Origin of the sequence: Bacillus sp. B15-48 (genome assembly GCF_016879755.1) — a bacterium.
Lineage (GTDB): Bacteria > Bacillota > Bacilli > Bacillales > Cytobacillaceae > Mesobacillus_B.
On sequence record NZ_WOFU01000001.1, the window covers coordinates 1,126,210 to 1,139,981 of the forward strand.

11 protein-coding genes are annotated in these 13,772 nt (G+C 38.7%); 6 read left to right on the forward strand and 5 right to left on the reverse strand.

Annotation, left to right across the window (positions count from 1 at the left end; translation table 11 throughout):
- Positions 1–10 precede the first annotated feature (10 nt).
- Positions 11–1,540 (forward strand): alkyl hydroperoxide reductase subunit F, encoded by a 1,530-nt coding sequence (ahpF, locus tag GNT69_RS05145; protein ID WP_203553853.1) that lies wholly within the window; start codon positions 11–13, stop codon positions 1,538–1,540.
- 99 nt (positions 1,541–1,639) lie between these two features.
- Here the strand turns inward: ahpF and GNT69_RS05150 are convergent, their stop codons facing one another.
- Positions 1,640–2,413 (reverse strand): YheC/YheD family protein, encoded by a 774-nt coding sequence (locus GNT69_RS05150; protein ID WP_203553854.1) that lies wholly within the window; start codon positions 2,411–2,413, stop codon positions 1,640–1,642.
- Positions 2,414–2,603: 190 nt separating this feature from the next.
- On the opposite strand from GNT69_RS05150, the gene GNT69_RS05155 reads away from it, so the two are divergent.
- Positions 2,604–3,512: a nuclease-related domain-containing protein gene (locus tag GNT69_RS05155; protein ID WP_203553855.1), complete on the forward strand. Its 909-nt coding sequence runs from the start codon at positions 2,604–2,606 to the stop codon at positions 3,510–3,512.
- Positions 3,513–4,438: 926 nt separating this feature from the next.
- On the opposite strand, the gene GNT69_RS05160 is transcribed toward GNT69_RS05155, so the two are convergent.
- Complete coding sequence (locus GNT69_RS05160; protein ID WP_203553856.1) at positions 4,439–5,326, reverse strand: LysR family transcriptional regulator; 888 nt, start codon at positions 5,324–5,326, stop codon at positions 4,439–4,441.
- A gap of 130 nt (positions 5,327–5,456) precedes the next feature.
- On the opposite strand from GNT69_RS05160, the gene GNT69_RS05165 reads away from it, so the two are divergent.
- Positions 5,457–6,647 (forward strand): coenzyme F420-0:L-glutamate ligase, encoded by a 1,191-nt coding sequence (locus GNT69_RS05165; RefSeq protein WP_203553857.1) that lies wholly within the window; start codon positions 5,457–5,459, stop codon positions 6,645–6,647.
- Positions 6,648–6,692: 45 nt separating this feature from the next.
- Here GNT69_RS05165 and GNT69_RS05170 read toward each other — a convergent pair whose 3' ends face one another.
- Complete coding sequence (locus GNT69_RS05170) at positions 6,693–8,033, reverse strand: cyclic 2,3-diphosphoglycerate synthase (RefSeq protein WP_203553858.1); 1,341 nt, start codon at positions 8,031–8,033, stop codon at positions 6,693–6,695.
- 134 nt (positions 8,034–8,167) lie between these two features.
- The gene (locus GNT69_RS05175) at positions 8,168–8,458 is read right to left on the reverse strand and encodes an HNH endonuclease (protein ID WP_203553859.1); all 291 of its coding nucleotides are present in this window, start codon (positions 8,456–8,458) and stop codon (positions 8,168–8,170) included.
- Between the two features lie 224 nt (positions 8,459–8,682).
- Here GNT69_RS05175 and GNT69_RS05180 point away from each other — a divergent pair, with 224 nt between their 5' ends.
- The 3 genes from GNT69_RS05180 to GNT69_RS05190 all read left to right on the forward strand — a co-directional run bounded on the left by GNT69_RS05180 (position 8,683) and on the right by GNT69_RS05190 (position 12,888).
- The gene (locus tag GNT69_RS05180) at positions 8,683–9,774 is read left to right on the forward strand and encodes an NAD(P)/FAD-dependent oxidoreductase (RefSeq protein ID WP_239094017.1); all 1,092 of its coding nucleotides are present in this window, start codon (positions 8,683–8,685) and stop codon (positions 9,772–9,774) included.
- Between the two features lie 173 nt (positions 9,775–9,947).
- Positions 9,948–11,153, forward strand: coding sequence for a betaine/proline/choline family ABC transporter ATP-binding protein (locus GNT69_RS05185; RefSeq protein ID WP_203553860.1), 1,206 nt, complete (start codon positions 9,948–9,950; stop codon positions 11,151–11,153).
- Between the two features lie 4 nt (positions 11,154–11,157).
- The gene (locus tag GNT69_RS05190) at positions 11,158–12,888 is read left to right on the forward strand and encodes a glycine betaine ABC transporter substrate-binding protein (protein WP_203553861.1); all 1,731 of its coding nucleotides are present in this window, start codon (positions 11,158–11,160) and stop codon (positions 12,886–12,888) included.
- Positions 12,889–12,998: 110 nt separating this feature from the next.
- On the opposite strand, the gene GNT69_RS05195 is transcribed toward GNT69_RS05190, so the two are convergent.
- Positions 12,999–13,694: a helix-turn-helix transcriptional regulator gene (locus GNT69_RS05195; protein WP_203553862.1), complete on the reverse strand. Its 696-nt coding sequence runs from the start codon at positions 13,692–13,694 to the stop codon at positions 12,999–13,001.
- Between the last annotated feature and the right edge of the window lie 78 nt (positions 13,695–13,772).

Here is a 13,772-nt window from a genome sequence, read left to right on the forward strand (position 1 = left end):
GCGATTATAAATGGCACTTGATGCAGAAATTAAAACACAGTTAAACCAGTATCTTCAATTATTGGAAAACGACATTCTGCTCAAAGTCAGTGTAGGTTCAGATGACATATCAAAGGAAATGCTAGCTCTTGTTGAAGAGCTAGCTTCCATGTCATCGAAAATCACTGTCGAAAAAGCAGAACTAAGAAGAACACCGAGCTTTAGTGTAAATCGAATCGGTGAGGAGACTGGCGTAACATTTGCTGGTATTCCATTAGGACATGAGTTTACATCTTTAGTTTTAGCATTGCTTCAAGTTAGCGGTCGGGCTCCAAAAGTGGATCAAAGTGTGATCGATCAAATCAAAAAGATCGATGGTGAATATCACTTTGAAACATATGTCAGCCTAACTTGCCACAACTGTCCTGATGTTGTCCAAGCTCTAAATATCATGAGTGTGCTTAACCCGAATATAACGCATACAATGATTGATGGCGCTGCATTTAAAGAGGAAGTTGAAGCGAAAAATGTAATGGCCGTACCAGCTGTTTTCTTAAATGGTGAGTTCTTTAATGGTGGCCGTATTTCACTTCAAGAAATTCTAGCTAAAATAGGTGAAGGTCTAAGCGCTGAGGATTTTGCTGACAAAGATCCTTACGATGTTCTCGTCGTTGGCGGTGGTCCAGCTGGATCAAGTGCAGCGATTTATGCATCACGTAAAGGGATTCGCACAGGAATTGTCGCAGAACGCTTTGGCGGCCAAATTCTTGACACCCTTAGCATCGAAAACTTTATCAGTGTGAAAGCGACAGAAGGTCCTAAACTTGCACAGGCTCTTGAAGAGCATGTTAAAGAGTATGACATTGATGTTATGGACTTACAACTTGCAAAACGTTTAGAGAAGAAAGAGTTATTTGAACTTGAACTTGAAAATGGAGCTGTTCTTAAGAGCAAATCCATCATTATTTCAACAGGTGCTCGTTGGCGCAATGTTAACGTCCCTGGTGAACAAGAGCTTAAAAACAAAGGGGTCGCATATTGCCCACATTGTGATGGTCCATTGTTTGCAGGAAAAGATGTTGCCGTAATCGGTGGAGGTAACTCTGGCATTGAGGCAGCTATTGATCTTGCTGGGATTGTGAAGCATGTCACAGTTCTTGAGTTTGCACCAGAATTAAAAGCTGACCAAGTCCTTCAAGAGCGTTTAAACAGCCTGCCAAATGTAACAGTTGTAACGAACGCTGCGACACAGGAAATAACCGGTACAGATAATGTAACTGGCATTACTTACAGCGATCGTGATACTGGTGAAGAGCATCATGTTGAATTACAAGGTGTATTTGTCCAAATCGGACTTGTGCCTAACACTGAGTGGTTAGAGGGTACGCTTGAGCGTAACCGTATCGGTGAAATCATCGTTGATAAGCGCGGAACGACAAGCATCCCTGGCGTATTCGCAGCAGGAGATTGTACAGACAGCGCCTACAACCAAATTATTATTTCAATGGGATCTGGAGCAACTGCAGCTTTAGGTGCATTCGATTATCTCATCCGAAACTAATAACGATCATTAGATACACTCAATACATGAGAAAGTCGCTATGTTATCAAATATGGTAATACAGCGGCTTTCTCTGCTTTTTAACGTTATTACCTTTTTCTATCTTCTCCTCTTTCGTTTATGAGTCTTTTTCTTAAATATCTGTTTTTTATATTGAAGATATTTTTTGTATGTGTTTGCATCATTTATTTTCTCAAGATCTGAACAATCTGGATTCGTATTTGCTTCAATCAACCATACCCTCCCCTCCTTGTCTACTCCCATATCTAACCCGAGCAATCGAAACGGAAAATGAGAACCTAAACAATAGGAAATTTGATGTGATAAATCAACTAATTCACGTAATACTTGAATTGAATCCAATTTTTGATCTGTATGTTTTAAAACCTGCCCCACGGTAAATTCCAAATTTCCTCTTGCTACATTCGTTACTACCGCGTCTTTTTCCTTAGCAACAATCGCCGCTGTCAACGAAAGCGCCCAGCGATTCATTGGCTTTTGCATCACTATCCGGATGTGAAACGGTCCCCCATTGTAAGTAGCTAAATCAATCCCTTGTTGGACAATATAAGACTTGTCAGCGTCGAATCTACCGACTAACTCGTCAACAACTTCAGGAAAAGAAAGAGTCTTTTTCTTATCTTCATAGGCAAGCTCATATTTTGATGCACTGATTCGCCTAATACGACTGACTCCCAATCCCTTTCTTCCACGATTTGGTTTAACATAAACGGATGAATAAGATTCCAACATTTTCTTTAGTTTCCCTTCAGAAAACCAGTGAGTTTCCGGCACATGCTGCGAAAGGATTGGATCCTTCAATAAGGGGAGCGTTTTTCTCATCTTACTTTTAATCATTTTATGCTTAGTCAAACCTTAACCTCCCTAATGGTTCTTGTACATTCTATGGGTTATGCCATAAAGTGAACCGATTAAAGGCCTAATGGGGGAGTTAAATTTTTACAATCAATTCTTTGTCGTTAACATAATATTCAATTTGTTTTGCGGTAATTTCATTTATTTTCGATACAATACACTTAACCAAGATGAAAGGAAGTGGCATATGTTACTAAAACGCAGGTCTGAGTCCGATGAATTATTATCTTTGAGGTATTTAAATGCGCGCATGGAGTTATCTAGAGAGGAGGCTTTCCGCTATTTTAACCTTGAAAAAGGTTATGAAGGGGAAGTGAAATTTGACCTACTATTAGAAGGGCTACAAGGAGAAAAGCTAATCATTAATGACTTACTTCTTCAGGTGAACAACTCCTATTTTCAAATTGATTCAGTAATTATTTCACAAGGAGGGATTCACCTTATCGATATTAAAAATTTTGAAGGAGACTGTTACTTAGAATCGGACAAACTATATTCCGTAACAACTGGTCGTGAATATAAAAATCCTCTCGATCAGCTAAAGAGAAGTGCTACTTTATTCCGTCAACTTCTTCAAAGTACAAAAGAAGATTACCTTGTTGAAGCCTCCATTATTTTTATTAACTCTGAATTCACCTTATATCAAGCCCCTATGGATCTGCCAGTTATTTTCCCTACCCAAATCAACCGTTTTATGAAAAATTTAAATCAAGCGCCATCTAAACTAAATGATGGGCATAAAAAACTAGCACAAAAATTACTTTCATTGCACCAGCCAAAAAATCCATATATCATTTTGCCTACCTATCATTATGACAAGCCAAAGAAAGGAGTTTATTGTAAAATCTGCCAGTGTTTTTCAGTCTCTATTAAAAAATATCATTTTGTCTGCGGAAAATGCGGAGAAAATGAAAAAATCAGACACGCGATTCTTAGGCTTATAAAGGAATATCATTTTCTTTTTCCTGAACGAAAGTTAACAACACAAACAATTTACGAATGGTGTAATACTGATTTAGACAAAAGGACTATTTGCAGAGTTTTAAATAGCAACTTTACAAAAGTTGGTGGGTCAAGTAATACTTACTATATTTAGTTGATTTTCTATTTAATTTTTTCTCAAATTTCATTCCTGACAGATTCGTTCCTTTGACTTGAGATTCTGTCTGAAGGACGGCTGCTTTCAGACAGATTCGATTCTGTCTGAAGGAGCACCACTTTCCGACAGATTCACTCCTTTGGCTCGCAATTCTGTCTGAAGGACGGCCGCTTTCGGACAGATTCACTCCTTCGGCTCGCAATTCTGTCTGAATGAACACCTCTTTCGGACAGATTCACTCCTTTGGCTCGGGATTCTGTCTGAAGGAGCACCACTTTCCGACAGATTCACTCCTTTGGCTCGGGATTCTGTCTGAAGGAGCACCACTTTCCGACAGATTCACTCCTTCGGCTTGGGATTCTGTCTGAAGGAGCACCACTTTCGGACAGATTCACCCCTCTGGCTCGCGATTCTGTCTGAATGAACACCCCCTTTCAGACAGAATCGCTCCCTTGACTCAGAAATCTGTCTGAATGAACACCCCTTTCAGACAGATTCACTCCCTTGACTCAGAAATCTGTCTGAATGAACACCTCTTTCAGACAGATTCACTCCTTCGGCTCGCGATTCTGTCTGAATGAACACCTCTTTCGGACAACTTATCTCCTTCGACTCAAGATTCTGTCTGAAGGAGCACCACTTTCGGACAGATTCACCCCTCTGGCTCGCGATTCTGTCTGAATGAACACCCCCTTTCAGACAGATTCACTCCCTTGACTCAGAAATCTGTCTGAATGAACACCCCTTTCAGACAGATTCACTCCCTTGACTCAGAAATCTGTCTGAATGAACACCTCTTTCAGACAGATTCACTCCTTCGGCTCGCGATTCTGTCTGAATGAACACCTCTTTCAGACAGATTCACTCCTTCGGCTCGCGATTCTGTCTGAATGAACACCGCTCTCGGACTACTCCCTCATCCATCAGTAGCTACGATTGATGCTTTCCACAAACTTCTTTGCAGCTCGTGATAAAGGGACATTTTTTAAATAACAAATCCCGATACTCCTTTTCGGAACTTCCTCTTCTAACTTTACCTCGTACAAATCTCCTCTTTTTAAGTAATCTTCCGAGAACTCTTTTATTACACAGGAAATACCTAGATTTATTCTCGTAAATTCTAAAACTAAATCATACGATCCTAGTTCGAATACAGGGGAAATTTGAAAACCCCTTTTCTCAAAGAAATTCTCCATAAATATTCGTGAATTTGACTTCTTTTCTAAAAAGATTAACGGCAGCCTCATTAAATACTCTAAGCTAATCGGTTTTTCTGTTATTTTTTTATATTTTTCTCCGCAGACAAAAATATCCTGAATCTCTTTGCATGGGATCACCTGAAGATGTTCTTCATCGATTGGCAAATTGCAGATTCCAACATCGACTTTTCCAGATTTAATAAAATCGCAAATTTCCATTGTCGTTCCATTTAATATATTTAATTTGATCCCAGGATATCTTGAATGAAATTCCTCTAAATAGGGCAATAAATAATAACGAGAAATTGTATCGCCAACGCCAATACGCAGTTGACCTGTTTTTAATGTCTTAAATTCTAAAATTTTATCTTCTCCGACGTGAATCATTCCAAGGGCGGAATTCACATGCTCGTTTAAAAGTTTTCCCTCATTTGTTAATACAACGCCTTTTGATGTCCGATAAAATAGCTGTATTTCTAACTCATTCTCAAGTTTCGAGATGGCTTGACTAACAGCAGATTGTGTCATATATAGCTCCTGTGCTGCTTTAGAAAAGCTTTTATTTCGGCTAACTACGTTAAATATACGATATAAATCCAATTTCCCAATCATATTAGTTCCCCTTATATCACATATTAAGAATATTAATTTTACTTATAATCCTCTAAAGGTTATATTAACATAGAGCTTAAAATTCGTATTTAAATTCTTTAAATTTACTCTTATTAGAGGAGAGATCATATTGGAAAGACTAGTTGGAACCGTCGTACGTGGACTTCGTGGACCAATCATTAACGAAGGAGATAATATTGAACAAATCGTTGTTGATACTGTACTAAATGCAGCAAAGGGTGAAGGTTATGCAATCGATGATCGTGATATCATCACAATAACCGAATCCGTTGTCGCTCGTGCACAAGGAAACTATGCAACCATTGATAATATTGCAACAGATGTAAACGCAAAATTTGGTGAAGACACAATTGGGGTTATTTTCCCAATCCTTAGCCGTAACCGCTTTGCTAACTGCTTACGTGGGATTGCCAAAGGGGCGAAAAAAATCGTTCTAATGTTAAGCTATCCGTCGGACGAAGTTGGGAACCATCTAGTAGAAATCGATGAACTTGATGTGAAAGGGATCAACCCTTGGACAGATGTATTATCAGAAGCTGACTTCCGAAAGCATTTCGGTTGTAACAAACATCCTTTTACAGGTGTTGATTATATTGAATATTATAAAGGTTTAATTGAAGAAGAAGGCGCAGCTTGTGAGGTCATCTTCTCAAACAATCCGAAAACGATTTTAGACTATACAAAAAATGTATTAACTTGTGATATTCACTCCCGTTTTAGAACGAGACGCATTTTAACGAATAATGGCGCTGAAAAAGTTTATGGCCTTGATGATATCCTTAAAGAGTCAATCGATGGCAGTGGCTTTAATGAAGATTACGGTCTACTTGGATCAAATAAAGCAACTGAAGACAGCGTAAAACTATTCCCAAATAACTGCCAACCAATCGTTGATGGCATTCAAGCAAAAATAAAAGAACTTACTGGGAAAACTATTGAAGTGATGGTTTATGGCGATGGTGCATTTAAAGACCCGGTAGGAAAGATTTGGGAGTTAGCTGACCCAGTTGTATCCCCTGGTTACACAGCAGGACTTGATGGAACACCTAATGAAGTAAAATTAAAATACTTGGCAGATAACAACTTCTCTCATCTCCGTGGAGAAGAGTTGAAACAAGAAATTTCCAAATATATCAAGAATAAAAATGAAGATTTAGTCGGTGCGATGGAAGCTCAAGGTACAACTCCTCGTAGATTAACAGACCTTATTGGTTCTTTATCTGACTTAACTTCTGGTAGTGGAGACAAAGGAACACCAATGGTTTATATTCAAGGTTACTTTGACAATTATACAAAATAACCGTATGCAAAAAGGATGCTTCACGAAGCATCCTTTTTTACGGTTTTATACAAGCTTATGTTCTTTAATAAAGTCCTTTAAAACATCGTTAAGATTTGGTTCACTAATTTCATCTAAATCATAGTGTACACGTGTAGTTGGCTTATTAATGGAAATAACACGTGATAAATCAATTGGTGTACCAATAATCACTACATCACAATCTGTTTTATTAATTGTTTCTTCAAGATCCTTCAATTGCTGTTCGCCATATCCCATCGCTGGAAGGACGTTTTCCGCATGTTGATATTTATTAAACGTATCAACCAATGTACCTACGGCAAATGGACGTGGATCAATGATTTCCTTCGCACCTAAACGCTGTGCTGCTACTGTCCCTGCGCCAATTTTCATCTCTCCGTGTGTTAACGTCGGACCATCCTCAACGATTAAGACGCGTTTTCCAGCAATGATATCCCGATTATCAACGGTAATCGTTGATTCAGCCTTAATGATTATGCTGTTTGGATTTGCTAGTTTAATATTATTTTCGACGATTTGAACAGCTTCCTCTGGCGCACTATCCACTTTGTTAATGATGGCCACATCGGTTGTTCTTAAACATACTTCGCCAGGGTAGTATTTAAGCTCATGACCTGGGCGATGTGGGTCCAAGACAGTAACAGCTAAATCAGGCTCGAAGAACGAGAAGTCATTATTTCCCCCGTCCCACAAAATAACGTCACAGCCAGCCGGATCGTTCTCAGCTGCTGCCAAAATATCTGCATAATCAACACCAGCATAAATAATATTTCCACGAGCCACATGTGGTTCGTATTCTTCCATTTCTTCGATTGTACAATTATGTTTCTGTAAATCTTCAACTGTCGCAAAACGCTGAACACGTTGTGCATTCAAATCGCCATATGGCATCGGGTGTCTCACTGCGATCACTTTTAAATCATGCTCAAGTAATGTTTCGATAATTTTCCGCGACGTTTGGCTTTTTCCAGTTCCCGTGCGCACAGCGCAAACGGAAATGACCGGTTTATTGCTTTTTAACATCGTCTTGTTTGGCCCTAGCAATGTGAAGTTCGCTCCCGCTGAATTGACAATCGCACCAACGCCCATCACATGTTCGTAACTCACATCACTATATGCGAAAACACATTCATCTACTTTTAATTCTTTAATCAGCTCTGGAAGCTGATCTTGAGAATAAATCGGAATCCCCTCTGGATATAATTCGCCCGCTAATTCACTTGGATATTTGCGGCCATCAATATCAGGAATTTGCGTTGCCGTAAAAGCAACAACGTTATATTCTTCATTATTACGATAGTAAGTATTAAAGTTATGGAAGTCTCTTCCTGCTGCACCGATAATAATAATATTTTTTCTTTTCATAGCAATCTCTCCTACAATTTCAACGAATTATTATAATTATAATTGTAGATGTATATTAATACAATTATTTTTTTTAAAAAAACACTTATAATTGCTATACCCTCAGTACTTGAATGGAAATCAGACACATTTCTTCATCTTCGTTTACGTTTTCTCTCATTTGATTTTTTTATCTTCATTAGTTTTGTAGGTGGTTGCTTGCGGAGCCATTTAATGAAGCGTGACAGTTGTTCATCTGTTCGCAAATCTTGAATAGTCGTTAATCTCGCAGCAATTTCCTCATTTGTATAAAGGGCATGAATTTGCTTGTGACAAGGAATGCACAGATTTGCAGTTTCCCCAAATGTTCCACCCTTCTCTTTTGGCAGTAAATGGTGCACTGTTGTCTCAATGTTATTTCGACCGCAAAGTTCACATTGTCCCACGTAGTTTCCCCCATTGCTGTTAAAAGACTTTCGGAATTTTTAACTAGTATCAAAAGATTAGCAAGGAAAAGTCCCTTTCATTTTGTCCAGTTAAGTGTAGACGATTCAATCCTTGCTTAGGCGGCATTCAGGTACTTAATCATTCGTTACACCTTACGATACATCTTTTCTACCCATTAGGAGATGATTTTATTATATAAACCAGTTTAGGTGGTGTATATGAATTGGACATCGCTATTATGGGAGCCGGACTTTCTGGCTTAGCATGTGCCATTACTCTTGAAAAAAATGGAATTACCCCAACAATATTTGAAAAACGAAATAAAGTTGGGGATCGATTTGTGAACGGCGAGGTTCTGTTGTCTATTTTTACGCGACCAGTCCACGATTGTATCGCATCATTGTCGGAGGAATATGGAGTTTATCTAAATCCGACTGCAAGCATACAAAAAATGGTGCTTTTTTCTAAACATGAAAAAGCAATAATTGAAGGTCATCTAGGGTTTTCAAATATTCGTGGTAGAGAACAAGATTCGTATGAATCACAATTAGCGAGACAAACGAAATCAACCATTCATTTTAACTCAGAGAAAACGTATGAACAATTGCTAAGTACATATTCACATGTAGTCATGGCAACTGGAGACGGAGCTTACGCCAAGGAAACGAGAAACTTCAGAGAAGATTTTACCGTTTCGATTAAAGGAATAACCGTTGAAGGGAAATTTGACCGCTATACTGTAATGGCCTGGATCGATTACGACTTTGCTCCTTACGGATACTGCTTTTTTATTCCTTATTCAGATAGAGAAGCAAATATTTCGATCGCCATTCCAGATTTACCTGAAAATGCAGAGGTCGATATTAACGAGCTATGGGACGGATTTTACCCAAAGGTTCGCTCTCAGCTTAAACAAGACTTACCGGTAACAGACCAGTTCCAAATCACTCGCTATCCAATCGGAATCTGCGAGTCGGCTCGTGTGGGAAATACTTTTTACGTTGGCAATTGTTTTGGAACGATGATGCCATTTATGGGCTTTGGACAGTATGCCTCGATCTTAAGCGGAGTCTATGCAGCCTATGATTTATGCGGACTAGGCAAGTATGAAGAGTTAATGAAACCCCTTCGCCAAAGTTATGAAAATTCCCTAGTATTAAGGAGAACGATGGAGCAATTATCCAATGATGGATTAGATCGAATCATCCGATCACTACAAGGATATTGGGGTGAAAAATTATTCCATACGAAAACCATTGACCCGTTAAAAGTGGCAAGTTATTTCCTTCGGCCTTTTATAAAAATCAAAGAATAAGTGCCTGACCCCCACTCAAGTAAAGCGTTACTATACTGGGGGTCAGGCACTTATTCTTTGTCTATCTCCATAATGGCAGTATCAAAAGATTTATATTATTTTCACCTTCATACTGGTATCCAAATAGGGAAAACTAAATCGGAAATAGGCAATTAATAAAATGAGGTGATGTGGTGGATCCATACGTAGAAGTCAGGAATGTCTCAAAGATTTTTGGCAAATCTCCTAAAGCTGCCATAGATTTACTGAAACAAGGCAAATCAAAAAAAGAAATCTTAAAAGAAACGGGACTAACGGTTGGTGTTAATAATGTTAGTTTCAAAATTTATCCCAGTGAAATTTTTGTCATCATGGGCTTATCTGGAAGCGGGAAGTCAACGTTAATTCGGATGTTTAACAGGTTGATTGACCCTACAATTGGAGAAATCCTAATAAAAAATGAAGATATCGTTAAGATGAATGTCGCAAGATTACGGGAAACTAGACAAAAAAGAATCAGTATGGTTTTTCAAAACTTTGCCCTTTTTCCCCATAAAACGATTCTAGAAAACGCTGAATTTGGGCTGGAAATCAAAAAGATAGCTCCTAAGGAACGTCGTGAAAAAGCGATGCAGGCTTTAGAAGCGGTAGGTTTGAAGGGGTATGAACATCAATTTCCATCACAATTGAGCGGTGGGATGCAACAAAGAGTAGGTCTGGCTAGAGCTCTTGCAAGCGATACAGATATTATCTTGATGGACGAAGCCTTCAGCGCTCTTGATCCGTTAATTCGCAAAGATATGCAGGATGAATTAATTGGTATTCAAGAACAATACAAGAAAACGATTATTTTTATCACTCATGATTTAGATGAAGCACTGCGAATTGGTGATCGAATTGCCTTGATGAAAGATGGCAGTGTCATTCAACTTGGAACACCTGAAGAAATTATGATTAAGCCCGCAAATGAATTTGTTGAGAAGTTTGTTGAAGATGTTGATTTATCGAAAGTCATAACAGCCTCACATGTAATGAAGCGAGGAGAAAAAATCAGTATAGACCGAGGACCTAGGGTTGCGTTAGAAATTATGAGAAACCAAGGTTATTCCAGTATCTTTATTGTAGACCGTAAAAATAAGCTATTGGGCGCGATTACTGCTGAACAAGCACGACAGGCCATTGACCAAAACCTAACCATTGCCGAAGCCATGACAACGGATATCCCCACGGCTACAGAAGATACATTACTTGCCGATCTTATGGATGTGATCGCAACATCGAGCTTGCCAATATCTGTTATAGATGAAAAAGATAGATTTAAAGGAATTGTAATACGTGGGGCCGTCATTGGTGCTTTAACAGGAAATAAAGATTCTTTGAATGAATTGGAGAGTGACTAATTAAATGGGGATTCCTAAAATTCCGTTAGGAGCATGGGTAGATTCTTTTGTCGCATGGCTAACCATTGCTTGGGCTGGGCTGTTTATCTTTATAACCAATTTAATCGATGGTCTATTGAACATTATCGTGGACGTATTAAGTGTAGGCCCTCCCATCGTCTTAATTCTCGTCCTAACTCTTTTGGTTACCTATACAAGCAAATGGCCATTAGGAGTTTTCACGTTACTAAGTTTACTATTGATTGCTAATCTCGGTTATTGGGATTCAAGTATTCAAACAATTGGAATTGTTTTATTATCAGGATTGCTTACGATTATTATTGGGATTCCTTTGGGAATATGGTGTGCGCAAAGGAAAACTGTGCAAAGAATCGTTACACCTATTTTAGACTTTATGCAAACGATGCCTGCATTTGTTTATTTAATTCCAGCTATTTTATTTTTTGGGATTGGAGTCGTACCAGGAATTATTGCTTCCTTTATTTTCGCGATTGCACCAACAATTCGGATGACGAACCTTGGTATTCAGAAAGTGCCTAAAGATTTAATTGAAGCAGCAAATGCTTTTGGTGCAACGACCAGTCAAAAATTGTTTAAAGTTCAATTACCTTTGGCTACGCCAACGATAATGGCAGGGGTTAACCAAAGTATTATGCTTGCTCTATCGATGGTTGTTACAGCTTCATTAGTTGGGGCACCTGGGCTTGGAGCAGATGTTTACCGAGCGGTTAGTCAAATTGACGTTGGACAAGGCTTTGAAGCTGGATTATCGATCGTCTTCATCGCGATCATTCTTGACCGTATCACGCAAAACTTACGAAAACCAGCTTATGGACATGTGATTAAGCCCAAAATAGCCTTTTCTATTTTAGCTTTACTTGTTTTGGGTACTGCTCTTGTTGTAGCGATTCCCGATCGTACGGCTCCTATCGATGGGGATGAAAACAGTATTGGTGCTCAAACCGACTATAAAATTGTTGGGATTGAACCTGGAGCTGGGTTGATGGGCTTGACAAAAACCGCACTAGATGATTACGAATTAGGTGCTTGGACGTTACTTGAAGGCTCATCTGCAGCCATGGTTGCTGAACTGCAGAAAGCCTATATGAATCAAAAACCAATCATTATCACTGGATGGACACCTCATTGGATGTTCTCCAAGTTTGATTTGAAATATCTCGACGACCCGAAAGGATCATTTGGCGGCGCTGAAGAGATTCATACAATTGTAAGAAAAGGTCTGGAACAGGATGCACCTGGTGCTTACACAATCCTTGATCAATTTTATTGGGAACCAAGTGATATGGAATCAGTAATGGTCGATATTGCAGATGGAATGAATTCAACTGAAGCGGCTGAAAAGTGGATTGATGCCAATCCTGATAAAGTTTCTGAATGGACAAACGGTGCCCAATCAGGAAGAGGAGAACCGATTAATCTTGTTTTTGTTGCTTGGGACTCAGAAATTGCGAGTACTTATGTGGTTGGCAAAGTCCTTCAGCAACATGGTTATGATGTGACGTTAAGCCAAGTTGAAGTTGGGCCTATGTTTGCTGGTGTAGCCAATGGAAGTGCAGATGGGATGGTTGGGGCATGGCTTCCAACTACGCATGTTCAATTTTATAATACCTATAAAAATGACTTTGTTGACCTTGGTAGAAATCTCCATGGAACAAAGAATGGACTGATTGTGCCAGAGTATGTCGAGATTAATTCGATTGAAGACTTGAAATAAAACTTGTGAGAGAGTGTCCTTTTACACTCTCTCACAAATTTAATAGCGCCTCTATAACTCCTCAATTCTCATCTCTTAAACCATTAGAGAAAATCTCAGTCTCGCTTTTTCTAATGAAGAATTCCCTTTCTAATTAATTCAGCTACCGCATGAAGGCGATTTTGCACTCCTAGTTTTTTGACAGCAGATTGAACGTATTGTTGGATTGTAAGTTCACTTATTCCCAATACACTCGCGATTTCTTTTGTCGTTTCACCCCATGAAACCCTTCTCATTACTTCTAATTCCCGTCTGCTTAAAAGCTGTGATGGCTGACGATTAGCTGAGCGAACAAATACTTTTCCAATTGATTTTCCGAAAAGTGTGAAACGGGACAACATTTCTTTCTCTATATTCGCCTTTTGTTTAAACTCAGTCGTACAAATATATCCGATGACAACGGAATCGATACATATTGGAGTAACAGCAATTGAATTATTTTTTGCAGTGACCATGTATTTACTATTTGTTTGCTTAAAAAAGTCAATTCCGGAAGAATACTTGGCCTTTCGTTCATGAATCGCCGAGTGAATAATTGGCAACGACCTTACATCATCTCTCATATCACGAATATGTATTAATCCACTAGGAACAATTGCAAGTATTCCCTCTGCTAAATACCCCAAGGGAGAATAGCGAAATAAATAGGAATCCAATACGGGAAAAAGTTCCATATAAACATTAAGAATAGTATACAATTGTTCTTCGTGACTGGTGAGATCATTCAATTTCTGAATTTTATGATCAAGAGTTTGAGAAAAAGTCATCCTATCACTCCTTTTTAGGGATGTATTACTTAGAAAATTGGGAATATTTTAATTATACAAAATAATATATTGTAATGA

What these genes read in the sequence shown, in the direction of transcription:
- GNT69_RS05155 (WP_203553855.1), top strand. Translation starts at nt 2,604, where the DNA reads ATGTTACTAAAACGCAGGTCTGAGTCCGATGAATTATTATCTTTGAGG.
- GNT69_RS05195 (WP_203553862.1), bottom strand. Translation starts at nt 13,694, where the DNA reads ATGACTTTTTCTCAAACTCTTGATCATAAAATTCAGAAATTGAATGAT.
- ahpF (WP_203553853.1), top strand. Translation starts at nt 11, where the DNA reads ATGGCACTTGATGCAGAAATTAAAACACAGTTAAACCAGTATCTTCAA.
- GNT69_RS05160 (WP_203553856.1), bottom strand. Translation starts at nt 5,326, where the DNA reads ATGATTGGGAAATTGGATTTATATCGTATATTTAACGTAGTTAGCCGA.
- GNT69_RS05170 (WP_203553858.1), bottom strand. Translation starts at nt 8,033, where the DNA reads ATGAAAAGAAAAAATATTATTATTATCGGTGCAGCAGGAAGAGACTTC.
- GNT69_RS05190 (WP_203553861.1), top strand. Translation starts at nt 11,158, where the DNA reads ATGGGGATTCCTAAAATTCCGTTAGGAGCATGGGTAGATTCTTTTGTC.